The sequence below is a fragment of the Streptomyces sp. BBFR2 genome (genome assembly GCF_044497305.1).
Taxonomy (GTDB): Bacteria; Actinomycetota; Actinomycetes; order Streptomycetales; family Streptomycetaceae; genus Streptomyces.
The window spans coordinates 2,127,674-2,154,021 of record NZ_CP172415.1; the positions used below are offsets into that span (position 1 = coordinate 2,127,674).

A 26,348-nucleotide genomic window follows, 5' to 3' on the forward strand; every position below is an offset into this window, starting at 1 on the left:
CGGGCTCCCTCAGACCTCGTAGGGCTGGACGACGATGAAGTTGCCGGGCGCGCCGCGGAACTGGAGGTTCACGGACTCGCCGGAGTGGCCGGGGTAGGCGTGGCGGCGCATGCTCACCTGGCTGGAGACGATCACCTGCGCGGCGGCGGACCATGCCACGACGGCGTTGGCGTCGGCGAAGGTGGTGGGCGTGACGGGCAGGACGACGGGGGTGCCGTGGGTCTTGATCACGACGGTGCCGGTGCCCTGGAACTGGAGGGTGAACAGGGCGCCGCCCGGTATGCCGTGGCCCTCGATGCGGCGCACCTCGTGCTGGAGCGACTCGTCGAAGGCGAGGACGCTGTCCGCGGAGACGCACAGGGCATCGCCCTGGAGCTCCACGGGGTGGATATGGGTGCCCTCCTCGGCGAAGAAGACCTGGCCCTGGCCGGTGCAGCGCATCAGCTGCATCTCCTGGCCGGTGGCGTTGCCGACGAGGCGGCCGCGCAGGCCCGCGCCCTTGTAGTTGAAGTCGACCTTGCCCTGGTAGAGCACCATGCTGCCCTGGCGGGCGAGGACCGGCTGGCCGTCGACACCGAGGTCGACGCGGATCAGTTTGCCGTTCTGGAGCGTCCAGCGCTGCCCGGTGGGGGCTTCCTTGTACTTCTCCAGGACGACGCCGAGGCCGGGTCCGCCGTCCTGCGGTACGGCCGGCGCCTGGCCGGGGTGGGACGCGCCGGGGGCTTGCCCGTACGGGGCGGGGGCCTGCGGCGGGAACTGTCCGGGCGGCCCCTGGGGCGCGCCGGGGCCGCCGGGCGCGGGTGCTCCGCCGTAGGGGGCCTGGCCCGGGGCGCCGTAGGGGGCCTGCCCGTACGGGTCGTGGCCGGGTGCGGGCTGTCCGTACGGCGCCGGGTGCGGGCCGCCGGGCACTCCGGGGGCGGCGGGCGGCGGTACGGGGGCGGCGGGCGGTGCCGTCGGGGCGCCGGGCGGGACGAGAGGCGCGGCCATGGTGGGCGCGTTGTGCACCTGGGGCGCGGCGGGCTGCGGCTGCTGGGGTGCGGGCGGGGTGCCCTGGGGCGCGCCGAAGCCGGGGGCCGGCTGCTGCGGGGCGGCCGGCTGGGGCTGCGGGGGCGCCGGGGCCTGCGGTGCGGCGGGGGCGGCGAAGGCCGGGGCCGGGGCGGCGGGCGGAGCGAAGGCGGGCGCGGCCGGCGCGGGGCCGGGCGCGGCGGGCTCGGGGGCCGCCTCCTCCTCGGCGACCTCGCCGCCGAAGTTCTTCAGCAGCGCCTCCAGGCCGCCGTCGAAGCCCTGGCCGACGGCGGCGAACCGCCAGACGTCCTTGAGGTAGAAGTCGCCGAGCATGACGGCGCGTTCGGTGCTGAACTCGGAGCCGTTGAAGGAGTACCGGGCGACCTCTTCACCGCCCGCGACGATGCGGAGGTAGCCGGGGCCGATCTGGGAGACCTGGCCCGCGCCGTCGAGAGCCGCGGTGAACGACAGCTTCTGGATGTGCGGCGGGATGCGGTCGAGCGTGACCCGGAACGACTGGGTGTCACCGGCCTGTTCGCCGAGCTGCTGGATGGCCTGCTCGGGCGAGGCGGGCTGGTTGAAGAAGATGAAGTACCGGTCGTCGGAGAGCCGTTCATCGGCGTCGAGACCGAAACAGCTGATGTCGAAGGTGAGCCCCGGTCCGCCGATCTGCACGCCGACGTACAGGTCCGTGCCTGCCGTCAGATCACTGATCTTGGCCTTGTGGCCCCGCTGGAATTCCCTGGCCATAGGTAACGCCTGTCCCCCGCTCCGGCTGTGGGTCGGTACTGCGGGTCAGGCTATCGGCTGCCACCGACAGTGCGGGTCGCCGGGGCGTGATCGGTGCGGGTCCGGGGTCAGCCGGCCGGTGCGGGCGGGTGCGGCAGGTGGTCGGCGGCGGCGACGCCTTCGAGGTAGCCCCGGGCCCGTTCGGTGCGCGGATAGGCGTCGAGCAGTTCCCAGAACCGCGGTCCGTGCCCGGGCACCAGGAGGTGCGCCAGCTCGTGCAGCAGGACGTAATCGACGACGTATTCGGGCATGCCCTGGAGGCGGTGCGAGAGGCGGATGGTGCCCTCGGCGGGGGTGCACGAGCCCCAGCGGCTGTTCTGGTTGGTGACCCAGCGCACCGACGCGGGGCGGGCCTCGCCGCCCAGGAACCGCGCCGACAGTCCGGCGGCGCGCTCGGCCAGCTCGGCGTCGCCGGGGCGCCGCCTGCCGTCCTTCGCGGCGAGCCGCTCCAGCATCACGGCGACCCAGCGTTGCTCCTCCGCACGGGACATCCGGTCCGGTATCAGGACGACGGTGCGGTCGCCCTCCCGGCGGGCGGAGACGGTGCTGCGCCGCCGGGCGCTGCGCCGCACCTCGACGGGGCCGGGCGCGGACGGCGCGCCGGGAGCGGAGTCACGGGGGTCGGGGCCGGCGGGTCGCAGAGGGGCCTCCTTCTCCGGGGCGTACGGGATGCGTGGCGGGTGTGCCGCGCCCCGAGGTTACTCGCGGCAACCGACATCCGGTCCGGGACGGAGACAGGCCGGTTGTCCACAGCCGGTCGCATTCGTATGACCGCGGGGCATCGGCCTGTGGACAACTCCGGGGGTGCTCCGGCCGTCGGCGCATGCTGTGTCCACAGACCGCGGAGGCCCGCGGACGGACCGGAGAACGGGGGCGGATGCGATGCGTCCGATGATCAAGCCGGCGCTGCGGCGCGGTTGGCGGGACAGGGCGACGGTGCAGTACGGCGTGGCCCCCGCCCACGCGGTGGTGGTGGGGCCCATCGACATCGCGACGGGGTACTTCCTCGATCTGATCGATGGCACCCGCACCCTGGACGAGCTGATCGCCCAGGCCCGTGCGCTGGATCTGACGCCCGCCCGCGCGCGGGGTGTGATGGAACGGCTGGGCGCCGCGGGGCTGCTGGAGGTGGCGACCGGGGGTGGCCCCGGTGCCGACGCGGTCCGGGCGGACACCGCGGCCTGCGCCCGGCTCCGGCCGGACCTGGCGTCGCTGTCCGCGCGGTATCCGGAGGCCACCGGTGCGTGGGGGCGGATGGGGGCGCGGCGGGCGGTCCGCGCGCGCGTGCGGGGCGCCGGGCGGGTGGGGGCGGCCGTCGCCGCGCTGCTCTCCGCGTCGGGCATCGGCCGGGTGGAGGTGCTGGACGGCGGGAGGGTCGAGCCGTGGGACGTACTGCCTGGCGGGTACCGCGCGGATCAGATCGGTGAGCGGCGGGACGCGGCCGCGCGGCGGCTGGTGCGGGAGGCGTCGCCTTGGGGGCGGGTCCCGCGGCCGGTGGTCCCGGTGAGCGAGACGGGCGAGCCGGGCCTGTCCTTGGTGGTCCTCACCCCGCGGGACGGTCTGGGCGCGTACACCCCCGACCCGGTGCTGTCCGAACCGCTGCTGACGGCCGGTATCCCGCATCTGTACGCGGGCGTGATCGAGGGGACGGGTGTGGTGGGTCCGTTGGTGGTGCCGGGTCTGTCCGCGTGTGCCGGGTGCGATGAGCTGCGGCGTACGGAGGCGGAGCCGGCGTGGCCGAGGCTGCTGGCGCAGTGGCGGTCGGGCCGGGCCTCCTCCGCGGCTCCGGCGTGCGACGCGTCGCTGGCCACGCTGGTCGCCGGGCAGGCCGCGGCGCAGGCGTTGACGTTCCTGGACGGGACGCTGCCGCCGTGCACCGGCGCCCGGTGGGAGTTCGCGCTGCCGGGTGCGGGCATGCGCACCTCATCGATCGTGCCGCACCCGGAGTGCGGATGCGGTGCCGCGCGGTCCGCGGCGTCCGAGGCCGCCTCGGTTCCGGAGCGGCAGCACGCCACAATGACGGAGTAACCCCGCTCGGGGACAGTGTGAGTTGGAGGGGCGCATGTCTGATCTTCCCCGTAAGGCAGTCACCCGTACCGCCAAGCTGGCCGCGCTGCCCCTGGGGTTCGCCGGCCGCGCCACCTGGAGTCTCGGCAAGCGGATCGGCGGCCGGTCCGCCGAGATCGTCGGCCGTGAGCTGCAACAACGCACCGCCGAACAGCTCTTCAAGGTGCTGGGCGAGCTGAAGGGCGGGGCGATGAAGTTCGGGCAGGCGCTGTCTGTCTTCGAATCGGCGCTGCCGGAGGAGGTGGCCGGCCCGTACCGCGCGGCGCTGACCAAGCTTCAGGAGGCGGCGCCGCCGATGCCGACGAGCACCGTGCACGCCGTCCTCGCCGAACGGCTCGGCGAGGAGTGGCGGGAGCTGTTCCAGGAGTTCGAGGACAAGCCGTCGGCGGCCGCCTCGATCGGCCAGGTGCACCGGGCGGTGTGGCACGACGGCCGCGCCGTGGCGGTCAAGGTCCAGTACCCGGGCGCCGGCGAGGCGCTGCTGTCGGACCTCGCCCAACTGAGCCGCTTCGCCCGCCTGCTGGGCCCGCTGATCCCCGGTATGGACGTCAAACCGCTGATCGCCGAGTTGCGGGACCGGGTCGCGGAGGAGCTGGACTACGCGCTGGAGGCCGAGGCACAGCAGGCGCACGCCGCGGAGTTCGGCGACGACAGGGACGTCAGGGTCCCCGCCGTGGTGCACCAGAGCGATCAGGTCCTCGTCACGGAGTGGCTGGACGGCATACCGCTGGCCGAGATCATCGCCGATGGCACCCCGGAGCAGCGGGACCGCGCGGGGCAGTTGCTGGCGCGGTTCCTGTTCTCGGGCCCGGCACGTACGGGCCTGCTGCACGCCGACCCGCATCCGGGCAACTTCCGGCTGCTGGCCGACGACGGCCCGGTGAGCCAATGGCGGCTCGGCGTCCTGGACTTCGGGACGGTGGACCGGCTGCCCGAGGGTCTGCCCCCGACGATCGGCACCGCACTGCGGATGACCCTGGAGGGCCGGGCCGAGGTGGTCCATCAGCAGTTGTGCGACGAAGGGTTCGTGAAGGAGTCCGTAGAGCTGGACCCGGAGGAGGTGCTGGAGTACCTGCTGCCGATCATCGAACCGGCGCAGGCCGAGGAGTTCACCTTCACCCGGGAGTGGGTGCGCCGTCAGGCCGCCCGCATCAGCGACCCCCGCTCCCCCGCCCACCAGCTCGGCAAACAGCTCAACCTTCCCCCCGCCTACCTGCTGATACACCGGGTCACGCTGAGCACCATCGGAGTGCTGTGCCAATTGGGGGCGACGGTCCGGCTGCGCGACGAACTCACCGACTGGCTACCGGGCTTCGTCCCTCCGGACGCACCCGCCGACGAGCCGGACGGGACGGGGGCGGCGGAGCCGGACGCCCGGGTGGCCACGGAGGGGGCCACCGGCTGACGTCGGGCGCCGTGGCCCGCACGGCTCCGGCAGGTCACCAGTGAGCGGAGTCCAGGCGTCCTTCGATGGCACGGAGGTTCTCCCGCGCGCAGCCGTCGCAGTAGAAGCGGCGGACACCGTTCTCCATCGAGCAGGTCCACAGCGGCGGGCTTCCCTCGGCAACAGCGCCGCAGTGGGCGCAGGAGATGCCGGGAGCGGCGCCGTCCCGGCTGCCCGTGTTCGTGCCCGGGCCGTCCCCGGCGTCGGTTCCGGTCCCGGCCGTCGGCTGCTGTGCCGTGCCATGTGTCGTGCGGTCCACCGTACGACGATATCCCCGCAGGCCCCGCCTCAGCGGAGACACGCGCCTGGGGCCCGCCCAGCAGGGCAGGCCCCAGGTCCGCAGCGCACGGAGCGGGCCCTGTGGAGCCCCCGCCCCGGCCGTACAGCCGGGGTGAGACTGCACGAGCCCGCTCTCGTGATCCTGCTACCGCGTCACTGCATCACGGCCATGGCCAGGGCGCGACGGGCGCGGAGCGACGCGCGTTCCGCGCGCCGCTGCACACGCCGCGCGGCCGCGAGTCGGTGGCCGGTGCGTTCGGACTCGGCTTGTTGCAAGGGTTCGTGCATATGGGCACGCGCCAGGGCTTCTGGGATGAGTTGCATTTCGAGGTTCCTGTTCTGACGCGACTCGATCGCACCGGAGTTCACGGGTGCGGGCATTTCGGTGACGGTGGGGTTCATGACTGGGTCCTGCTTCCGGGGGTCCCACGTACCGGGACGGTCGATCGTTCCTGTGCCGGGGGTGTTCATGCCGCGACCGGGTTCTTGCGCGGACGGCCCCTCGGACGCTTCCGCGCCACGACGACGCCCTGGACGAACAGCTCTCCGCCCCAGACGCCCCACGGCTCACGGCGGTCCTTGGCGCCCGCCAGGCACGCCTCACGCACCGGACAGGTGCGGCACAGCGACTTGGCGTACTCGACGTCCGCCGGGGATTCGGCGAAGAAGACCTCGGGGTCGTAGGTCCGGCACGGCACGGCGGCGCCGAGACGGTCGATTTCGTTGTCCAGCTCGGTGAGGGGCAGCAAGGAGTTCTCCTGGGGATCGGGCGGAGGGATCAGGTCGGTCGCAACGGACGGGGTGTGCGTCTGCAGTTGCACGGTGTGTGTTCCTCGTCTGTGTGGCCCGGCGGTGGCCGGGCGCTGGGCAAACAAAAGGGCCGCGGATCCCGGTGGGGGTTCCGCGGCCCTGGAAGGCGCCGACCTGATCATGCCGATCAGGCTGGATCTCTCCAGGGTTCAAGGCCGCGGTAGGCCCACGTTTCATGCTGGCGGTACTGCTGCTGGGATCCGGCACCATTGGCTGCCGCGGGGACAGAGGCATTCGCCGCTGCCGCCACTACCGCTACCGCAGGTGCCTGCGCCGGTCGCGCACTGCGCTCCTCCGCCACGAGGGACAGGAGGGACTCGGGACGCTTGACCTCGACACCGGAGAGGCGGCCGAAGCCGGACATACCAGTGCCCAGGAGCGAGGAGCCGAGAGAGCAGGGGGCGACGACCGAACGATCGGTCATTTTGTTCATCTCGATGAAGCTGATCACTGGGCTCGCCTCCTCTCGGCGTCTCGGTGGACCGGGAATCCCGTTCCAAGCATGTTCAAGTACAACACGGAAGTTTCCGGACCCGGAAGCCCGTCATCACCGTGCTTCCGAAGGCTATGGGGATGCCGTCCGCGTGCGCAAACTATTTTTCCGACGAGTTTTCCGCGGACTCCGCACCATCCGCACCGGCGCCCCCCACAAGGTCCTCCGCAGCACCGTCGTCAAGCTCCTGACCTGCGCACAGAGCCAGCACGTCGGCCCCGAAACGATCCAGCTTCCGTCGCCCCACACCGGAGATCTGCGCCAGCTCCCCCGCCGAACCCGGCACCGCCTCCGCGATCGCCATCAGCGTCTTGTCGGTGAACACGCAGTACGTCGGCTGCGACAGCCGTGCCGCCTGCGCCGCCCGCCAGTCGCGCAGCCGCTCGTACAGCCCCTCGTCCAGCTCCGACGGGCAGTCCTCGCAGCGCATCAGCTTCATCTCACCGGCGTCCGTCAGCGTCCGGCCGCACACCCGGCACCGGGCGGGCTTGCGGTCCCGGCGGCGGAAGCCACCCGACAGGCCGCCCGCGCCCCGCTCGACCCCGCCCACGGCCGCGCCCGCCGCGCGGCGGGTCGTACCGCCGCCACCGGGCCGCAGACCGTTCAGGAACCGGCTGGGACGCCGCGACGCCCGGCCTCCCGGCGAACGCGCCAACGACCACGACAAGCCCAGGTGCTCCCGCGCCCGCGTCACCCCCACGTACAGCAGGCGCCGCTCCTCCTCCACCTCCGCGTCGGACGTCGCGTGGGAGATCGGCATCATGCCCTCGGTCAGGCCCACCAGGAACACCGCGTCCCACTCCAGGCCCTTCGCGGCATGCAGCGAAGCCAGCGTGACCCCCTCGACCGTCGGTGCGTGCTGCGCCCGCGCCCGCTCGTCCAGCTCGGCCACCAGATCCGCGAGCGACGCTTCCGGGCGGGCCCGCGCGAAGTCCTCCGCCAGCCGCATCAACGCCGCCAACGACTCCCAGCGGTCCCGCACCGCCCCCGAACCCGCCGGCGGCCGGCTCGTCCAGCCCTTCGTGCTCAGCACCGCCCGCACCTGCGACGGCACATCCACCGCATCGTCCAGCAGCGCGTCGTTCCCCCCGAAACGCGCGGCGCTGCGCAGCGCCACCCCCGCCTCCCGGACCTCCGGACGCTCGAAGAACCGCTCCGCGCCCCGCAGCAGGTACGGCACGCCCGCGTCCGCCAGTGCCTGCTCGTACACCTCGGACTGCGCGTTGATGCGGAACAGCACCGCTATCTCACCCGCCGACACCCCCGACGCGATCAGCTCCCGGACGCGCCGGGCCACGCCCTCCGCCTCCGCCGGCTCATCGGTGTACTCGACGAACACGGGCTCCGGGCCCGGCGCGCGCTGCGAGACCAGCTCCAGGCGGTGCTCCGCCGCCCGCCCGGTCGCCTGCGCCAGCACACCGTTCGCGAGATGCACCACCTGCGGCGTCGAACGGTAATCCCGCACCAGCCTCACCAGCGTCGCGCCCGGATGACGGGTGCGGAAATTCAGCAGGTGATCGGGGGTCGCGCCGGTGAAGCTGTAGATCGTCTGCCCCGGATCACCCACCACGCACAGTGAGTCCCGCTCCCCCAGCCACAGCTCCAGAAGACGCTGCTGCAACGGGCTGACGTCCTGATACTCGTCAACGACGAAATGCTGATACTGCGACCTGACCTGCTCCGCGATGTCATGCCGGTCCTGCAACACACCCACCGTCAGCAACAGCACGTCCTCGAAATCGATGACGCCGCGCTCCCGCTTGAGCTGCTCGTACATCGTGTAGATCTGCCCGACCTCGGCCGCGTCACGAGGCGCCGCGCGGCCCGCCTTCACCAGCGCCGCCGGATAGTCCGCCGGGACCGTCTGCGTCACCTTCGACCACTCGATCTCCCCCGTGACCTCCCGCAGCTCCGCGCGGTCCAACCGCACCCGGCACCGCGCCGCCGCCTCAGCGACCACCTGCACCTTCCGCTCCAGCAGCCGCGGCACCTCCCCGCCCACCGCCTTCGGCCAGAAGAACTGCAACTGCCGCAACGCCGCCGAATGGAAGGTCCGCGCCTGCACCCCGCCCGCACCAAGCTGCCGCAACCGGCCCCGCATCTCCCCCGCCGCCCGCGCCGTGAACGTCACCGCCAGCACACTCGCCGGCTGCCACATCCCCGACCGCACGCCATACGCGATCCGATGCGTGATCGCCCGCGTCTTGCCCGTGCCCGCACCCGCCAGCACACACACCGGACCCCGCAGCGCCGTCGCCACCTCACGCTGCTCCGGATCGAGCCCGTCGAGCACCGCATCGGCCGAATCCGGGACCTGCGGGAAAAGCGAAGAATCCGATGCTTCAGTCACCCCGCCATGCTGCCAGGTCCATCGGCGGATACCCCAAACCATCCACAGGCCGCCCAGCACCGGTACTACCGCAACCGCCCGCTGTGGACAGCCGACGACGCTCCGCGCCGGAATGTGCTGGAGTGAGGGAGGACGCGGAGAGGCGAGGCGGAGCCGGCGCTGTCGGGGGGCGCGGCGCGGTCGGGAGGCTGGGGGTGGCGGGCTGATCGTGGTGGGGGTGGAGGAGGGGTGGGGTGGGGGTGGGGCCCCCGGGGGAGGGAGAGGGAGGGAAGCCGAAGCGGAAAAGCCCAGGAGCCGACGAAAGCCCTCAGTCTCCCCACTCCCCCCTCCTCCGCCTCACCCCATCCCGCCCCACTCCTCCCATCCCCGCCTCACCGCGCCCCCAGCCCCGCCCGCCTCCCGGGAATGCTCCGGCCGCCCGTCGCGTTGTCGTGGTGTCGCCGCTTCCGGGTGGGGCCTCGCGGCTCCGGTCCGGGTGGGTCGGGGCGTGGGTCCCGTTCCTCGTGGCGGCTTCTGTTGCGAGAGTCTTACCGAAGGAGCGCGGGGCGCATGGCGGGCACTGTGACGATGTACAGCACGACCTGGTGCGGTTACTGCCGTCGGCTGAAGAGCCAGATGGACCGTGAGGGCATCGCGTACACCGAGATCAACATCGAGCATGACGCCGATTCCGCGGCGTTCGTGGAGAAGGCGAACGGCGGCAACCAGACGGTGCCGACCGTGCTGGTGGTTCCCCCGTCCGGCGGCGAGAACGTCGTCATGACGAACCCGAGCCTCAATCAGGTCAAGCAGGCACTGGCCAGCTGAGGTACCGCGTTTCTGTGCCCTCCCCGGAGTCGTCCGGGGAGGGCACAGTCGTGTCCGGGCACGGTCGTGCGGGGAGGCGGGGCGCTCCGGGAGCCGGTGCGCGTACGCCCGTGCGCGGCGGCGTTCCCCGTCCGGTGAGCGGAGGGGAAAGCGCCGCCGCCGTGCGTCGGCAGGTCAGGGCTTGGGCAGCGGCTTGCCGTACCAGAGTTCGATGAGGCGGGCGGCGATGGAGATGCCGTACGGGGGGAGGACCTCGCCGGATGCGAAGGCGGCGGTGAGGTCGTCGCGGGAGAACCAGCGGGCTTCCTCGATCTCCTCGCCGTCGACCTGGATGTCGGAGGAGGTGGCGCGGGCCATGAAGCCGAGCATGAGGCTGGAGGGGAAGGGCCAGGGCTGGCTGGCGACGTACTCGACGTCGCCGACGACGACGCCGGCTTCCTCGAAGACCTCGCGGGCCACGGACTGTTCGATGGACTCGCCCGGTTCGACGAAGCCGGCGAGGGTGGAGAAGCGGCCTTCGGGCCAGTGGACCTGGCGGCCGAGGAGGGCGCGGTCCTGGTCGTCGGTGACGAGCATGATGACGGCGGGGTCGGTGCGGGGGTAGTGCTCGGCGCCGCAGGCGGGGCAGCGGCGGATGTGTCCGGCGGCGGCGATGACGGTGCGTTCGCCGCAGCGGGAGCAGAAGCGGTGGAGGCGCTGCCAGTTCTCCAGGGCGACGGCGTGGACGAGGAGTCCGGCGTCGCGCGGGGAGAGGAGCAGTCCGGCTTCGCGGAGTCCGGCGGCGCGGGCGGACTGGTCGAGGCGGCCGGGGAGGGCGTCCTTCTGGAGGGCGAAGTAGCTGACGCCGTCGTCGTCGGTGCCGAGGTAGTAGCGGTGGGCTTCGGTCAGGGGCGCCTCGAAGGAGGGCGTCATGATCAGTTCGGTGCGGCCGTCGGGGGTGTCGTCGATGAGGGCCTGGCCGCCGGAGACCACGAAGACGCGGGTGGAGGGGTGGCTCCAGGCCGCCGCGAGCCATGCCTCGTCGAGGCGGTGGTGCGCGGCGCGGTCGATGCCGCTCGGTGCGCTGAAGGTGATCGGCCGGTCAGCGCTGTGGTCGGTCCAGGTGGTCACTGCGGTCTCCAACTCCCCCTGTGGCGTGGGTGGTTGCTGCGTGTGGGGCGCGGGCGGTGTGGGGTACGGCGGGTCAGGTGGTGTGCCAGTTCTCCGCGAGGTCGCCCCAGAGGTGGGCGGTGGTTTCGGCGCCCTTGAGGAGGAGGTCGAGCTCCACCTTTTCGTTGGGGGCGTGCCAGCCGTCGGAGGGGATGGAGATGCCGAGGAAGAGGACGGGTACGCCGAGGACGTCCTGGAGGTCGGCGGCGGGCCCGGAGCCGCCTTCGCGGGTGAAGCGGATCTTCTGGTCGAAGGCGCGGCCCATGGCGCGGACGACGGATCGCAGCGCGGGGTGGTCGAGCGGGGTGAGGCAGGGGCGGGTGGCGCCCCAGAAGGTGAGGGTGTGGCGGATGCCGTCGGGGAGGTGGGCGGCGACCCAGTCGCGTACGGACCGCTGGACGGCCTCGGTGTCCTGGCCGGCGACGAGGCGGAAGGAGAGCTTGAGCTGGGCGGTGGCGGGGACGATGGTTTTGCCGCCGGGGCCCTGGTAGCCGCCGGAGATGCCGTTGACCTCGGCGGTGGGGCGGGCCCAGATGCGTTCGAGGGTGGTGTGGTCCGCCTCGCCGAGGGTGGCGTGGGAGTGGGCGGTGCGCAGCCAGGCGGCTTCGTCGAAGGGGAGTTCGGCGAGGAGGGCGCGTTCCTGGTCGGTGAGGGGGATGACGCCGTCGTAGAAGCCGGGGATGGTGACGCGGCGGTCGGTGTCGTGGAGGGCGGCGGCCAGGCGGGCGGCTTCGGTGGCGGGGTTGGGGACGGCGCCGCCGAAGGAGCCGGAGTGGATGTCCTGGTCGGGGCCGTACAGGTCGATCTGGCAGTCGGTGAGGCCGCGCATGCCGGTGCAGACGGTGGGGGTGTCCTTGGACCACATGCCGGTGTCGGAGACGATCACGGCGTCGCAGGCCAGGCGGTCGGCGTGGCGGGCGATGAGGTCCGGGAAGTGCGGGGAGCCGGATTCCTCTTCTCCTTCGATGAGGAGCTTGAGGTGGACGGCGGGGGTGGTGCGGCCGGTGGCGGCGAGGTGGGCGCGGACGCCGAGGGTGTGGAAGAAGACCTGGCCCTTGTCGTCGGCGGCGCCGCGGGCGTAGAGCTTGCCGTCGGCGGTGTGCGGTTCGAAGGGGTCGGTGTGCCAGCCGTCCTCGCGGGCGGCGGGCTGTACGTCGTGGTGGCCGTAGACGAGGACGGTGGGGGCGTCGGGGTCGTCGCTGGGCCAGTGGGCGTAGACGGCGGGGTGGCCGTCGGTCTCCCAGATCTCGGCGGTGGGGAAGCCGGTGGCGGTGAGCTGGGCGGCGAGCCATTCGGCGCTGCGGCGTACGTCGGGGGCGCGGTCGGGGTCGGCCGACACGGAGGGGATGCGCAGCCAGTCGGCGAGGTCGGTGAGGAAGGCCTCGCGGTGGGCGGTGAGGTACGCGTGGACGGCGCTGTCCGGGGTGGTGCTCATGGGTCCGAGCCTATCGGCCTTCCGGGTGAGGGCGGTCGGCGGTCTCGCCGCGGAGGATGCGTTCGAGTTCGGGGCGGCCGGGGAGGTGGGCGGGGCGGATGAGGGTGCCGGTGCGGACGTGGAGGAAGGCGGCGCCGACGGCGGTGGGGGGCAGGTGGTGGCGTTCGGCCCAGGCGAGGCGGTAGATGGCGAGCTGGAGGGGGTCGGCGTCCTGGGTGTGGCCGGTTTTCCAGTCGATGAGGTCGAAGTGGTCGGTGCCGTCGGGGCCGGGGGTGCGGTAGACGGCGTCGATGCGGCCGCTGATGACGCGTCCGGCGAGGGTCATACGGAACGGGGTTTCGACGCGGTACGGGGTGCGGTGGGCGTAGGGGGTGCGGGCGAAGGCTTCCTTGAGGGCTTCGAGGTCGCTTTCGTCGGCGATGTCGGGGTGGGCGGTGGGGTCGGCGCCGGGGAGGTCGTCGGGGTCGTGGAGGGGAAGGGGGAGTTCTTCGTGGCGGGAGGCGACCCAGGCGTGGAAGCGGGTGCCGCGGCGGGCGGCGGGCTGCGGCGGTCGGGGCATGGGGCGGGCGAGGTCGCGGGCGAAGGTGTCGGGGTCGGCGGCGAGGTGCATGAGCTGGGTGGCGCTGAGGGCGTGCGGGAGGGGGACGTCGCGGACGGTGGCGCGGGCGCGGCGGAGTTCGGTGGTGAGGGCGTCGAGGTCGCGGTCCCAGGAGGCGAGGGTGCGGCGCTCTTCGGGGAGGAGGGGGGTGCCGGGGCCGTGGCCGGTGAGGGCCGTGCCGTCGTGGTCGAGGTCGGCGGGGGCGTCGAGCGAGGAGGCGGCGTGGGGGTGTCGGGGGCCGGGGACGGCCGGGTGGTGCGGGGTGCGGGCCGGGAGGAGGTCCTCTTCGCCGGCGAAGAGGTCGGTGTCGTCGGCGTGGGGGTGGTCCGACGTGGGGGTGGGTTCGCCACCGGGGAGGCGCGCGGCGCTGTGGACGGTGCCGTCCTTGTCGTCGGCGGGGTCGCTCTTGCCGTCGGGGCGGGCGGGCGCGGCTTCGTGCGGGGCGGTGTCGCCGTACGGGGCGGGCTCCTCGTACGGTTCCGGGGCGTCGAACGGGTCGGGGTCGCCGTAGGGGTCAGGCTCCCCGTAAGGGTCAGGCTCGTCGTACAGGTCGGTCGCGTCGTACAGGTCGGTCACGTCGCGGAGATCGGGCTCGTCACGGAAGCCGGGCCCGGCGTACGGGCCGGTCGTCGTACCGGGGCCGGGCTCGACGCGGGAGCCGGGCCCGGCGTGCGGGCCTGGCACCGCGTACGGGCCATCGGGCGTGCCGTCGGCGGCGGACGCGCTCCCCGACGCGTCCTCGGCGGGCATCGCGGCGTGGCCAGGTCCGCCGGGCACCCTGGCGGACGGCTTCCGCGCGTCCCTGGTGCCGGGCTCCTGCTCGGCTCGGGCGCCGGGCTCTCGGACGTCCGGGGCGTCCGGTCCCCCGGGCATGCGGGCCAGGTGGGCGCGGACCGTCGCCGCGGCGGTGCGGCGGTGGGTGGTGGCGGTGGGGTCGAGGGGGAGGGGCCAGTCGTGGGTGGTGGCGTCGTCGGTGAGGGTGGGGTTCTCGGCGTCGTCCTCGGGGGGGTCGGCCCAGATCTCGATCTCGCCATGGCCGGCCTCGCAGTGGGTGCGGAGGGCTTCGAGGAAGGCGGAGGGGCCGCGGGGGCGCTTCTGCTGGGGGCCCCACCAGTGGCCGGAGCCGAGGAGGAGGGAGCGGGGGCGGGTGAAGGTGACGTAGCCGAGGCGGAGTTCTTCGGTGGCCTGGTGGTCCTTCATCGCCTCCTTGAACGCCTTGAGGCCGCGGGCGTCGAAGGTGTCGACGTCGGGGAGGGTGGCGGCGTCGCCGCGCAGGGTGTGCGGGAGGACCTTGGGGCGGGTGGTCCAGGAGTCGCGGGGCTGTTCGCTGGGGAACTGCTTGGCGACGAGTCCGGGGACGGCGACGACGTCCCATTCGAGGCCCTTGGACTTGTGGGCGGTGAGGATCTTGATGGTGTTGTCGCCGCCGGGCAGGGAGCTGTCGAGGCCCTTCTCGTGGCGGGCGGCGGTGCGGAGGAAGCCGAGGAAGGCGGCGAGGGTGGCGTCGCCGTCGAGGGCGGCGCCGCCCTGTTTGGCGGCGAATCCGGCGGCGGTGTCGAGGAAGGTGGTGAGGGTTTCGCGGCGGCGGGCGGCGAGGGCGTGCGGGGAGGCTGCCAGTTCGACGTCGAGGCCGGTGGTGGCAAGGACGCGGTGGAGGACGTCCATGAGGGGGTCGCCGGTGGAGCGGCGCAGGTCGCGGAGTTCGGTGGCGAGGTAGGCGAAGCGTCTGCGGGCCTCGGGTGAGAAGGGCAGGCCGTCGTCGGGGCCGTCGGCTTCGAGGAAGGTGTCGAGGGCGTCGGCGAGGGAGAGCGTTTCGGCCGGGTCGGTGCCTTCGACGGCTTCGGCGAGGCGGCGGGCGGGGTCGTCGGCGGGGCCGGTGTGGTGGACGAGGGTGCGGGCGCGGCGGCCGAGGAGGGCGAGGTCGCGGGGGCCGATGCGCCAGCGGGGGCCGATGAGGAGGCGGACGAGCGCGGCGTTGGCGGTGGGGTCCTGGAGGACTTCGCAGACGGCGACGAGGTCGGCGATCTCGGGGAGGTGGAGGAGTCCGGAGAGGCCGACGACCTCGACGGGGAGGTCGCGGTCGACCAGCTCGCCCTGGATGCGGGCGAAGTCGGTGGCGGTGCGGCACAGGACGGCGATCTCGCCGGGCGGGGTGCCGGTGCGGACCAGGTGGGCGAGGTGGTCGGCGAGCCAGGTCAGTTCTTCGGCGTGGGTGGGCAGCAGGGCGCAGCGGACGGTGCCGTCGTGTTCGGCGCCGGGGGCGGGGCGGAGGGCTTCGACGCCGGTGTGGCGGGCGCGGAGGGGGGCGGCGAGGGTGTTGGCGAGGTCGAGGAGGCGGCCGCCGCTGCGGCGGTTCTCGCTGAGGGCGTGGCGGTGGGCGGGGGTGCCGTCGGGGAACGGGAAGTGTTCGGGGAAGTCGTCGAGGTTGGCGACGGAGGCGCCGCGCCAGCCGTAGATGGCCTGGCAGGGGTCGCCGACGGCGGTGACGGCGTGGCCGGTGCCGGGGCCGGGGGTGCCGTCGGGGCGGGTGCCCGCGCCGAAGAGTCCGGAGAGGAGGAGGCGCTGGGCGACGGAGGTGTCCTGGTACTCGTCGAGGAGGACGACGCGGAAGGTGTCGCGGAGGAGGGCGCCGACCTCGGGGCGGGTGGTGGCGAGGGTGGCGGAGAGGGCGATCTGGTCGCCGAAGTCGAGGAGGTCGCGGCGGCGTTTGGCGTCGCGGTAGGCGGTGACGAGGGTGGTCAGCTCGCGGCGGGCGCGGGCGGTCTCGGGGACTTTCCGCAGGTCGGCGTTTGTCAGCGGCCGGTTTTCGAGGGTGGTGAGCAGCTCGGTGTCGTACCGCTGGAGGCGGTCGGGGGGGACGAGGTGTTCGGCCAGCTCGGCGTCGAGGGCGAGGAGGTCGTCGACGAGGGTGGGGAGGGAGGTGGTGAGGGCGGGGAAGGGGCCCTGGGCGGTGCGCAGGACGCGGGCGGCGAGCTGGAAGCGGGTGGCGTCGGCGAGGAGCTGGGCGCCGGGCTCGATGCCGATGCGCAGGCCGTGGTCCTTGAGGAGGGTGCCGGCGAAGGCGTGGTAGGTGGCGATGTGGGGTTCGCCGGGGTGTCCGTCGGGGTCGGCGGGGTCGTCCGCGGGGGTGGTGACGCCGGCGGCGTGGAGGGCGGTGCGGACGCGTTCTCTCAGCTCACCTGCGGCTTTGTTGGTGAAGGTGAGGCCGAGGACCTGCTCGGGGGCGACCTGTCCGGTGCCGACGAGCCAGACGACGCGGGCGGCCATGACGGTGGTCTTGCCGGATCCGGCTCCGGCCACGATGACCTGCGGGGCGGGCGGCGCGGTGATGCAGGCCGTCTGCTCCGGGGTGAACGGGATGCCGAGGAGTTCTTTGAGCTGCTCGGGGTCGGTGAGTGGCGCGGGCACATCGAAAACGGTAACGGGAGGGACTGACAATCGGCGTGGGGGCGGCGGCCGTGCCGGGCTTGACCTGGGGTGATGCCGGGGCGGCGGGCGGCCGGGGGTGCGGGGAGCGACGGGCCGGGGCGGTCGGCGGGCGGTGCGCGTCCGCGGGGGGCCGGGTCCGGGCTTCCGGCGCTTCGCGGCGGACGGCGGGCAGCGGGTGAGGACCGGCGGGGCGGTAGCCGCCGCGCGTCGCTGTGGCCCGGCGAACGGCCCGGTATCCGGTCTTCCGGTCCTGCCGGCCGCTTGCCCCGCACCGGGCCGCCCGGACCGGCGGCGGCGCCCGTCCCGGCCCTCCGGGACGTCCGCCGCCGGGCATCCCTGTCAGCTCTCTCGTACACGTAGCCCGACGGGCCGCCCCGCCCAGCGGCGCGCCCGCCCCGGCCCTCCAGGACGTCCGCCGCCGGGCCTCCAGGACGTCAGCTCTCTCGTACACGTAGCCCGCTCTGTCCGGCTCCGGCCGTGGCCTCCCCCGTAACCGCTGTCCGGAGCCGGCCGCCCCTCCCCCGTAGGCCCCCTCACTCGACGATCTGCCGTCCCTCCGGTTGGGCGCTGCACGAGGTGCGGAAGGCGCAGTGGGTGCAGTGGGTTCCGGTGGTGGGGGTGAAGCGTTCGTCGAGGACGCGGCCGGCGGCTTCGGCGAGGAGGTCGCCGACCCAGGTGCCGTCGGGGGGTGGCTGGGTCTGGACGGTGGGCAGGGCGTCGCCGCCGTCCTTGCGGGGGGCACCGAGGCGGAGGTGGACGAGTTGGGCGCCGGCGGTCTCGGGGGGGTGGCCGTCGAAGGCGTCGTCGAGGGCGCCCTGGCGGACGGCGAGCTGGTAGACGGCGAGCTGGGGGTGGTGGGCGACCTCGGGGCCGGTGGGTTTCTGTTTGCCGGTCTTGAAGTCGACGACGTAGGCGCGGCCCTGGTCGTCGCGTTGGACGCGGTCCATGGTGCCGCGGATGCGGATCTGGTGGGGGCCGGCGTCGAGGGTGACGTCGAAGTCGTGCTCGGAGGCGGCGGGGGTGGCGCCGCGGAGGTCGCGTTCGTCGGTGTGCCAGCGCAGGAAGCGTTCCAGGGCGGCGCGGGCGTTCTCCTTCTCCTGGCGGGATTTCCAGGGGGCGTCGAAGGCGAGGGCGTCCCAGACGGAGTCGAGGCGGGCCATGAGGACGGCGAGGTCGGCGGGGGTGCGGCCGGAGGCGACCTCGTCGGCGAGGACGTGGACGACGTTGCCGAAGCCCTGGGCGGCGGTGGCGGGGGCGTCGGCCTTGACCTCGCGGCCGAGGAACCACTGGAGGGCGCAGGTGCGGGCGAGCTGGTCGAGGGCGCTGCCGGAGAGGACGACGGGCTGGTCGCGGTCGCGGAGCGGGGTGGCGTTGTGGGTGGGTTCGGCCAGGCCCCACCAGTTGTCGGGGTGGGCGGCGGGGACGAGAGGGCGGCCGTCGTCGTCGCGGAGGGCGGCGAGGCGGGCGAGGCGGTGGGCGGCGGCGTCGCGGAGGGCGGGGGTGGCCGCGGGGTCGACGGTGGTGGCGCGGAGTTCGGCGACGAGGGCGGCGACGGCCAGCGGGCGGCGGGGGCGGGCGGTGACGTCCTGGGGGGCGGTGCCGAGTTCGGTGAGGAAGCGGGAGGGCTGGTCGCCGTCGTCGGCGGCGGCTTTGACGGCGGTGACGACGAGGCGGTCGCGGGCGCGGGTGGTGGCGACGTAGAAGAGGCGGCGTTCCTCGGCGAGGAGGGCGCCGGGGGTGAGGGGTTCGGCGAGTCCGTCGCGGCCGATGCGGTCGGCTTCGAGGAGGGAGCCGCGGCGGCGCAGGTCGGGCCAGAGCCCTTCCTGGACTCCGGCGACGACGACGAGGCGCCATTCGAGGCCCTTGGCGCGGTGGGCGGTCATCAGGCGGACGGCGTCGTGGGTGGGGACGCGGCGGGTGAGGGTGTCGGCGGCGATGTCCTGGGCGGCCAGCTCTTCGAGGAAGTTGAGGGCGCCGCGGCCGCCGGTGCGTTCCTCGGCGCGGGCGGCGGTCTCGAAGAGGGCGACGACGGCGTCGAGGTCGCGGTCGGCGTTGCGTCCGGCGGCGCCGCCGCGGTGGGCGGCGCGTTCCAGGCGCTGCGGCCACGGGGTGCCGTTCCACAGCTCCCACAGGGCGGCTTCGGCGGTGCCGCCGGTGGCGAGGAGTTCCTCGGCGGCCCGCAGGAGGCGGCCGAGGCGCTGGGCGCCGCGGGCGTAGGCGGGGTCGTGGGCGACGAGGCGTTCGGGTTCGGCGAGGGCGCGGGCGAGGAGTTCGTCCGACGGCCGGGGCAGCGCGGTGCCCGCGGCGCGCTCCTCCTCGCGCAGGGCCCGCCCGAGCCGCCGCAGGTCGGCGGCGTCCATCCCGCCGAGCGGCGAGGTGAGCAGGTCGAGCGCGGTCTCGGGGGTGAGGTGGGCGGGGGCGAGGGTGCCGTCCGGGGCGGCGGTGTCCGCCGGGTTGTCCGGTACGGGGCCGGAGTCCTCGGGGGAGGCCGCGGGTCCGGGGGGCGCCGGGGTGCCCGGGGCGTCCGGACCGCCGGCGGCACCCGGCCCGCCCGGTACGGACGCGGGCTCGGCCACCGGCCCACCGGAAACAGGCTCCTCCCCCGGTACGGCTGCGGACCCGGCCACCGGGTCGCCCGGCGCGCCGTCAGCGGCGTCCGGCCCTTCGGCGGCATCCGCCCGGGCCGCGGCCGCGCCGCTCCCGGCCGTCCCTCCACCGCGCCCCAGCGCCCCCCGGGCCGCCACCCGCAACGCCGTGAGCAGCGGGGCGACCGCGGGCTCGTCGCGGAGCGGGAGGTCGTCGCCGTCGATGTCGAGGGGGACGCCGGCGGAGGTGAGGGCGCGGCGGACGGCGGGCAGGGAGCGGGCGCCGGCGCGGACCAGGACGGCCATCTCGTGCCAGGGGACGCCGTCCTCCAGGTGGGCGCGGCGCAGCAGGTCGGCGATGTTGTCGAGTTCGGCGCCGGGCGTCGGGTACGTGAGGACGTCGACGCGGCCGCCGGGGCGGACGGCGTCCGGTGTGCGGTGGGCGCGGACGGTGGCGGCGGGCAGCCGGGTGAGCGGCATCCGGCGGGCCACCTCGCGGGTGGCGGCCAGCAGGGCGGCGCGGGGGCGGCGGGCGGTGGTGAGCACCGCGACGGGTGCGGGGGTGCCGTCGCCGCGGGGGAAGGCGGTGGGGAAGTCGAGGATGCCGTTCACGTCGGAGCCGCGGAAGGCGTAGATCGACTGGTCGGGGTCGCCGAAGGCGATCAGGGTGCGGCCGGGGGTGCCGGGTGCGCCGCGGGTGGTGCCGGGTCCGGCGAGGGCCGTCAGGAGGCGGAGCTGGGCGGGGTCGGTGTCCTGGTACTCGTCGACGTAGACGGCGTCGTAGGCGGCGGTGAGGCGGGGGGCGACGCCGGTGTCCGGGTCCTCGGCGAGGAGGACGGCGCGGTGGACGAGTTCGGCGTAGTCGAGGACGCCCTGGGCGTCGAGGACGTCGAGGTATTCGGCGAGGAAGCCGGCGGCGGCGGACCAGTCGGGGCGTCCGGTGCGGCGGGCGAAGGCGGCGAGGGCGTCGGGGCCCAGGCCCAGTTCGCGGCTGCGGGCGAGGACGGCGCGGACCTCGTCGGCGAAGCCGCGGGTGGTCAGGCAGGCGCGGAGTTCGTCGGGCCAGGTCACGCGGGCGCGTCCGGCGGCGGCGAGGCGGGCCTGTCCGGCGAGGAGTTCGCGGACGACGAGGTCCTGTTCGGGGCCGGAGAGCAGCCGCAGCGGGTCGGCGAAGAGGTCGGCGTCCTGGTGGGCGCGGACCAGGGCGTAGCAGAAGGAGTGGAAGGTGGTGGCCTGCGGGAGGGCGGTGGTGCCGAGGCGGGCGGCGAGGCGGTCGCGGAGGGCGACGGCGGCCTTGCGGCTGAAGGTGAGGACGAGGATCCGCTCGGGGTCGGCGCCGCCCCGGACGCGGGCGGCGACGGACTCGACGAGGGTGGTGGTCTTGCCGGTGCCGGGCCCGGCGAGGACGAGGAGCGGTCCCTCGCCGTGCTGAACCACCGCGCGCTGCGCGGCGTCCAAGGCAGGAGGCTCCATCGTCCCCGGGTCGGTCCGCACCAGGCGGTACGGGCCGGGGGCGTCCCGCCGCGGCGCGCGGGGATGCGGGCGTCGCGGTGTGTCGGAGAAGGAGGAGCTCACGTGGTTCGCCGGTTCTGGTGGAGGTACGGGTCGTGACGGGGCGGACGGGGTGCGGGCCGTGACGGCGCGGGGCCGCGGCGGGCGGGGCGCCGCCGGGCCCGGACCGGACGGCCGGTCCGGGCCGCCCCGGTCGACCGGGTGTGCGGTGCCGGACATCGACGCTACGCCAGGCGGCGGGTGGGCCGGCGGTTGTCCACAGGGCGCCCCCGGGCGGCGAGGGCGCGCGGATTCAGGAGTGCGCCGTCCCGCCGCGGCCCCGGCGCCGGGTGCGCGGGGCCGGTCCGCCGGGGGCCGCCGGGCCGTCGCCGCGGCCGCGACCTGCGGTGCGGCCCCCGGCCCTGGCGATGTCGCCGGCCGCGGGCCCGTCCTCGCCGAGGGGGACCGCGCCTTCCGGGAGGCCGGGGAGGTGGGTGAGGTCGGCGACGGTCCGGGCGCCGGGGGCGGTGTCGGGAACGTCACAGTCGGCGGCGGGTGTGAGGGGTCCTTCCCAGCGGGCGCGGCGCATGTCAAGGCGGGTGGCGGAGCCGTCGGCGGCGGTGCGCAGCGGGGTGCCTTCGGCGCGGTAGTGGGCGAGGGCGCGGTGTTCGCTGCCGGGCAGCGGGGCGCCGTCCGCGCGGACCACGCGCCACCAGGGGACGGCGCCGCCGTAGAGGGCCATGGCGCGGCCGACCTGGCGGGGGCCGCCGGCGCCGCGGCCGTCGTGGTCCTCGGCGGCGAGGCGGGCGGCGATGTCCCCGTAGGTCAGGACGCGGCCGGGCGGGATGCGTTCGGCGACGCCGAGGACGCGTTCGGCGTAGTCGGGCAGCTCGGGTGCGGGGCGGATGTCCTCGGGGGGCGGGGTGCCGGGCACGGAGGGGTCAGGTGCGGTGCCGTCGCGGTGGCCACTCATTCGGTCCATCCTGCCGTACCCCACCGACAACGGCGCGGGGCGCGTGGCGGGGGCCGGGTGCGGGCGGTGTGCGGGCCCGGGATGCGGGAGGCCCGGGGCGGGTGCCGGGCGGTGAGCGGGGGCTCGGCTTCCGCTTCTCCCGGCCGCGAAAAGCACCCTGATCCCCCCGCCCCCCGCACAGCCGTGCCACCATCTTCCGGGCGGTGACTGGTGAGACGTGAGCGAAACGCGACGTCCACACGGCAGGGCGCGGCGCCTCCGCGGGAGGCGGAAGCGCCTGGTGCCCGGCAGCCGGGAGCCGCCGCCACCGCCCCGGGAGGCATGGCGCCGAGGCGCCGGGCCGACCGGCCGGCGGCGGATCAGGGGAAGCAGCAACGGAGGCCGTCCGCGGTCTCCGCGACCGAAAAGGCGAGCACGATCGAGAAGGCCGAACGACCCGGGGCGTCCGAGAGACCCGACGGGCCCGCGCACCACGCGGGCGACGACGCGCAGCGGACACCGCAGGGGCACGAGACGGGAGCCGGACCGCAGCCGGACGTGGAGCACGCGGGGCCCGAGCGGCCCGCGGGCGCCCCGGCCGCGGCGTCCGGCGGGGACGGCGGCGTGCCCCGGACCGGTTCGCATCCGGCGACGTGCGACGGCGTGGGATGCCCGGACGGCGAGGAGCACGCGGACCGGGTGTCGGGCGACGAGCCGCTGCTGCCGGCGCGGGTGCACCGCCCGGCCGACCTGCTGCGGCTGCTGCTCGGCATCGCGGGGATCGCGCTGGTCCTGGCGCTGGCGGCGTTCGCGCACGCCACGACGCAGGGGCTGGCCGACGACATCGGCAAGGGCGCGGGTCAGGCCCCGCGGCTGCTGATCAACTTCGCGGGGCTGGCGTCGAGCGTGGCGGTGCTGATCGTCCCGGTGGCGTTCGCCGTCGAGCGGCTGATCAAACGCGACGGGCTGCGCATCGCCGACGGGGTGCTGGCGGCGGTGCTGGCGCACGGGGTGTCGCTGGCGACGGACCTGTGGGTCGCGGAGGCGGCGCCCGCCTCGATCCGGGCGGCGCTGACCCAGCGGATGCACGACGGGTCGCTGACCACACCGGTCCACAGCTACCTCGCGCCGGTCATCGCGTACATGACGGCGGTGGGGATGTCGCGGCGCCCGCGGTGGCGGGTGGCGATGTGGTGCGTGCTGCTGCTGGACGCCTTCGCGGTGCTGGTCGGCCGGTACACCACGCCGTTCGCGATCGTCACGACGGTGCTGATCGGCTGGACGGTGGCCTACGGGACGCTGTACGCGGTCGGCACCCCCAACGTGCGGCCCACCGGGCAGAACCTCCTCGCCGGGCTGCGGCGCGTGGGGTTCCACCCGGTGAGCGCGCTGCGCGCCGAGGACCTCGCCAATCCGGATCACCCCGAGCACTCCGACCGCGGGCGCCGCTACCTGGTGACGCGGGAGGACGGCCCGCCCATCGATGTGACGGTCGTCGACCGCGAACAGCAGGCGCAGGGCTTCTTCTACCGGGTGTGGCGGCGTCTGTCGCTGCGCGGCATCAACCAGCGCCGCAGCCTGCAGTCGCTGCGGCAGGCGCTGGAGCAGGAGGCGTTGCTGGCGTACGCCGCGATCGCCGCGGGCGCCCGCGCCCCGAAGCTGATCGCCACGTCGGAGCTGGGCCCGGACGCCGTGATGCTGGTGTACGAGCACATCGGCGGGCGGCGGCTGGACGCGCTGGACGACGCGGAGATCACCGACGCGGTGCTGCGCAGCGCGTGGGAGCAGGTCGCGGCGTTGCAGTCGCGGCGGATCGCGCACCGGCGGCTGGTCGGGGACGCACTGCTGGTGGATCGTTCCGGCAGGGTGACGCTGACGGAGCTGCGCGGCGGTGAGATCGCCGCGGGTGATCTGGTGCTGCGGATGGACGTCGCGCAGTTGCTGACGACGCTGGGCCTGCGGGTCGGCGCGGAGCGGGCGGTGGCCGTCGCGGTGGAGGTGCTGGGGCCGGACGCGGTCGCGGACAGTCTGCCGCTGCTCCAGCCGATCGCGCTGAGCCGGACGACGCGGGCGACGCTGCGGCAGCGGGCCCGGGAGCGGTCGGCGCGGGAGCGGGAGGCGGTGCTGGAGGCGTCGCGGTCCGCGAAGGAGTCCCGGGAGAAGCTGGCGGCCGCCGGGCCCGCGGAACGCAAGCGGCTGCGGGCGATGCGCGCGCAGGCGAAGGCGGACGAGAAGCGGGCGCTGGACGAGGCGTCGGAGGAGGCGCGTGAGGAGGATCTGCTGGCGCAGATCCGGCGGCAGGTGCTGCTGATCCGTCCGACGGCGGTGATCGAACCGGCGAAGCTGGAGCGGCTGAGCCCGCGGATCCTGATCAGTTGGATCGCCGGTGCGTTCGCCGCGTATCTGCTGCTGTCGCAGTTGATGTCGCAGGTGGCGCACTTCGATCTGATCAATGTGATCAGCGAGGCCCAGTGGATCTGGGTGCTGGTGGCGATGGTGTTCTCGGCGACGACGTACATCGCGGCGGCGATGAGTCTGCTGGGGTTCGTCACGGAGAAGGTGTCGTTCGTCCGGACGGTGATCGCGCAGATCGCGGGGAACTTCGTGAAGCTGGTGGCGCCCGCCGCGATCGGCGGTGTGGCGCTGAACACCCGGTTCCTCCAGCGGGCCGGGGTGCGGCCGGGGCTGGCGGTGGCGAGCGTCGGTGCCTCGCAACTGTTCGGTCTGGGCGCGCACGTCCTGCTGCTGTTGACGTTCGGCTATCTGACGGGGACGGAGAGCGGCGAGGATCAGTTGTCGCCGTCCCGGACGGTCATCGCCGGGCTGTTGACGGTCGCGGTGCTGGTGCTGGTGGTGACCGCGGTGCCGGTGCTGCGGAAGTTCGTGGTGACGCGGGTGCGGTCGCTGTTCGCCGGGGTGGTGCCGCGGATGCTGGACATCCTCCAGCGCCCCGGGAAGCTGGTCACCGGCATCGGCGGGATGCTGCTGCTGACGGCGGCGAACGTGATGTGTCTGGACGCGTCCATCCGCGCCTTCGGCGGCGGCGACACGCTCAGCTACGCGAGCATCGCGGTGGCGTTCCTCGCCGGCAACGCGCTGGGTTCGGCGGCGCCGACACCGGGCGGTGTGGGCGCGATCGAGGGCGCGTTGATCACGGCGCTGACGCTGGCGGGGCTCGGCGGTGACGTCGCGTTCCCGGCGGTGTTGCTGTTCCGGCTGATGACGTTCTGGCTGCCGGTGCTGCCCGGCTGGCTGGCCTTCACCCACCTCACCCGTAAGGGCGAGATCTGAGGCACGGCCCCCGGACACGGCGAAGGCGCCGCCCCGCGTGCTGCGGGGCGGCGCCTTCGGTCTGTGCGGGGCGGGGGCGCTCACGGCCCCGGTGCGCGGTCGGCCCCCGGTGCGCGGTCGGCGGACCGGCTGCTCGGCTAGTAGACCGGCTTCTCCGGCTCGATCTGGTTGACCCAGCCGATGACGCCGCCGCCGACGTGGACCGCGTCGGCGAACCCGGCGGACTTCAGGACGGCGAGGACCTCGGCGGAGCGGACACCGGTCTTGCAGTGCAGGACGATCTTCTTGTCCTGCGGGAGGTCCTGGAGGGCGTTGCCCATCAGGAACTCGTTCTTCGGGATCAGCTTGGCGCCGGGGATCGAGACGATCTCGTACTCGTTCGGCTCGCGGACGTCGATGATCTCGATCTTCTCGTCGGCGTCGATCCACTCCTTGAGCTGCTTGGGCGTGATCGTCGCGCCCATCGCCGCTTCCTGGGCCTCCTCGGAGACGACGCCGCAGAACGCCTCGTAGTCGATCAGCTCGGTGACGGTGGGGTTCTCGCCGCAGACCGCGCAGTCGGGGTCCTTGCGGACCTTGACCTGGCGGTATGTCATCTCCAGCGCGTCGTAGATCATCAGGCGGCCGACGAGCGGGTCGCCGATGCCGGCGAGGACCTTGATGGCCTCGGTGACCTGGATGGAGCCGATGGAGGCGCAGAGCACGCCGAGGACGCCGCCCTCGGCGCAGGAGGGCACCATGCCGGGGGGCGGGGGCTCCGGGTAGAGGCAGCGGTAGCAGGGGCCGTGCTCGCTCCAGAAGACGGACGCCTGGCCGTCGAAGCGGTAGATGGAGCCCCAGACGTACGGCTTGTTCAGCAGCACGCAGGCGTCGTTGACGAGATAGCGGGTGGCGAAGTTGTCCGTGCCGTCCACGATCAGGTCGTACTGGCTGAAGATGTCCATCACGTTCTCGGCTTCCAGCCGCTCCTCGTGAAGGACCACGTTCACGTACGGGTTGATGCCGAGCACCGAGTCCTTGGCGGACGCGGCCTTGGAGCGGCCGATGTCCGACTGGCTGTGGATGATCTGCCGTTGCAGATTCGACTCGTCGACCTCGTCGAACTCCACGATGCCCAGGGTGCCCACGCCTGCCGCGGCGAGGTACATCAGGGCGGGCGAACCGAGGCCGCCGGCGCCTACGCACAGCACCTTGGCGTTCTTCAGCCGCTTCTGCCCGTCCATCCCCACGTCGGGAATGATCAGGTGGCGGGAGTACCTGCGGACCTCGTCGACGGTGAGCTCCGAAGCGGGCTCGACCAGGGGTGGCAGCGACACGGAAGACCTCAACAAGGGGGTTGGTCGGTGTGGGTCAGTACGGTTGTTCTGTCCGTAA

17 protein-coding genes are annotated in these 26,348 nt (G+C 74.2%); 4 read left to right on the top strand and 13 right to left on the bottom strand.

Annotated features, from left to right (window positions below; all coding sequences use genetic code 11):
• Nucleotides 1-9: 9 nt before the first annotated feature.
• Both ACGH2B_RS07845 and ACGH2B_RS07850 read right to left on the bottom strand, forming a co-directional pair.
• Nucleotides 10-1,755 (bottom strand): TerD family protein, encoded by a 1,746-nt coding sequence (locus ACGH2B_RS07845; protein WP_399086151.1) that lies wholly within the window; start codon nt 1,753-1,755, stop codon nt 10-12.
• A 107-nt stretch (nt 1,756-1,862) separates the two neighbouring features.
• A complete protein-coding gene (locus ACGH2B_RS07850) occupies nt 1,863-2,435 on the bottom strand; it encodes a M48 family metallopeptidase (RefSeq protein ID WP_399096802.1) in 573 nt (190 codons plus the stop codon).
• Between the two features lie 250 nt (nt 2,436-2,685).
• Between ACGH2B_RS07850 and ACGH2B_RS07855 the strand changes: the two genes are divergently transcribed.
• Both ACGH2B_RS07855 and ACGH2B_RS07860 read left to right on the top strand, forming a co-directional pair.
• Complete coding sequence (locus tag ACGH2B_RS07855) at nt 2,686-3,822, top strand: ThiF family adenylyltransferase (protein ID WP_399086154.1); 1,137 nt, start codon at nt 2,686-2,688, stop codon at nt 3,820-3,822.
• A gap of 34 nt (nt 3,823-3,856) precedes the next feature.
• The gene (locus ACGH2B_RS07860) at nt 3,857-5,266 is read left to right on the top strand and encodes an ABC1 kinase family protein (RefSeq protein ID WP_399086157.1); all 1,410 of its coding nucleotides are present in this window, start codon (nt 3,857-3,859) and stop codon (nt 5,264-5,266) included.
• A gap of 34 nt (nt 5,267-5,300) precedes the next feature.
• Here the strand turns inward: ACGH2B_RS07860 and ACGH2B_RS07865 are convergent, their stop codons facing one another.
• The 5 genes from ACGH2B_RS07865 to ACGH2B_RS07885 form a co-directional block, all read right to left on the bottom strand.
• A complete protein-coding gene (locus ACGH2B_RS07865) occupies nt 5,301-5,564 on the bottom strand; it encodes a hypothetical protein (RefSeq protein WP_399097409.1) in 264 nt (87 codons plus the stop codon).
• Nucleotides 5,565-5,737: 173 nt separating this feature from the next.
• Nucleotides 5,738-6,055 carry a hypothetical protein gene (locus tag ACGH2B_RS07870; RefSeq protein WP_399086160.1) on the bottom strand — a complete coding sequence of 106 codons (318 nt, stop codon included), beginning with the start codon at nt 6,053-6,055 and terminating at the stop codon, nt 5,738-5,740.
• Complete coding sequence (locus ACGH2B_RS07875; protein ID WP_030280963.1) at nt 6,052-6,405, bottom strand: WhiB family transcriptional regulator; 354 nt, start codon at nt 6,403-6,405, stop codon at nt 6,052-6,054. The genes ACGH2B_RS07870 and ACGH2B_RS07875 overlap by 4 nt, the downstream gene beginning before the upstream one ends.
• 116 nt (nt 6,406-6,521) lie before the next feature.
• On the bottom strand, nt 6,522-6,845 hold the full coding sequence (locus ACGH2B_RS07880; RefSeq protein WP_399086163.1) for a hypothetical protein: 324 nt from the start codon (nt 6,843-6,845) through the stop codon (nt 6,522-6,524).
• 142 nt (nt 6,846-6,987) lie between these two features.
• Complete coding sequence (locus ACGH2B_RS07885; RefSeq protein WP_399096805.1) at nt 6,988-9,279, bottom strand: ATP-dependent DNA helicase UvrD2; 2,292 nt, start codon at nt 9,277-9,279, stop codon at nt 6,988-6,990.
• A 507-nt stretch (nt 9,280-9,786) separates the two neighbouring features.
• On the opposite strand from ACGH2B_RS07885, the gene ACGH2B_RS07890 reads away from it, so the two are divergent.
• A complete protein-coding gene (locus ACGH2B_RS07890) occupies nt 9,787-10,044 on the top strand; it encodes a glutaredoxin family protein (RefSeq protein WP_399086166.1) in 258 nt (85 codons plus the stop codon).
• Nucleotides 10,045-10,218: 174 nt separating this feature from the next.
• Here the strand turns inward: ACGH2B_RS07890 and nudC are convergent, their stop codons facing one another.
• From nudC to ACGH2B_RS07915, 5 genes are all read right to left on the bottom strand, one after another.
• Nucleotides 10,219-11,154, bottom strand: a complete 936-nt coding sequence (nudC, locus tag ACGH2B_RS07895) for an NAD(+) diphosphatase (RefSeq protein WP_399086169.1) — start codon at nt 11,152-11,154, stop codon at nt 10,219-10,221.
• Between the two features lie 73 nt (nt 11,155-11,227).
• Entirely contained in the window at nt 11,228-12,628 is a 1,401-nt protein-coding gene (locus tag ACGH2B_RS07900) for a dipeptidase (RefSeq protein ID WP_399086172.1), read from the bottom strand.
• Nucleotides 12,629-12,638: 10 nt separating this feature from the next.
• Nucleotides 12,639-16,634 (bottom strand): UvrD-helicase domain-containing protein, encoded by a 3,996-nt coding sequence (locus tag ACGH2B_RS07905; protein ID WP_399086175.1) that lies wholly within the window; start codon nt 16,632-16,634, stop codon nt 12,639-12,641.
• Nucleotides 16,635-17,188: 554 nt separating this feature from the next.
• Nucleotides 17,189-20,713: an ATP-dependent helicase gene (locus tag ACGH2B_RS07910; RefSeq protein WP_399086178.1), complete on the bottom strand. Its 3,525-nt coding sequence runs from the start codon at nt 20,711-20,713 to the stop codon at nt 17,189-17,191.
• 331 nt (nt 20,714-21,044) lie between these two features.
• A complete protein-coding gene (locus ACGH2B_RS07915; protein WP_399086181.1) occupies nt 21,045-21,704 on the bottom strand; it encodes an MGMT family protein in 660 nt (219 codons plus the stop codon).
• Nucleotides 21,705-22,025: 321 nt separating this feature from the next.
• On the opposite strand from ACGH2B_RS07915, the gene ACGH2B_RS07920 reads away from it, so the two are divergent.
• Nucleotides 22,026-24,974 carry a lysylphosphatidylglycerol synthase domain-containing protein gene (locus tag ACGH2B_RS07920; protein WP_399086184.1) on the top strand — a complete coding sequence of 983 codons (2,949 nt, stop codon included), beginning with the start codon at nt 22,026-22,028 and terminating at the stop codon, nt 24,972-24,974.
• A gap of 137 nt (nt 24,975-25,111) precedes the next feature.
• On the opposite strand, the gene moeZ is transcribed toward ACGH2B_RS07920, so the two are convergent.
• The gene (moeZ, locus tag ACGH2B_RS07925; RefSeq protein ID WP_399086187.1) at nt 25,112-26,290 is read right to left on the bottom strand and encodes an adenylyltransferase/sulfurtransferase MoeZ; all 1,179 of its coding nucleotides are present in this window, start codon (nt 26,288-26,290) and stop codon (nt 25,112-25,114) included.
• Nucleotides 26,291-26,348 lie beyond the last annotated feature (58 nt).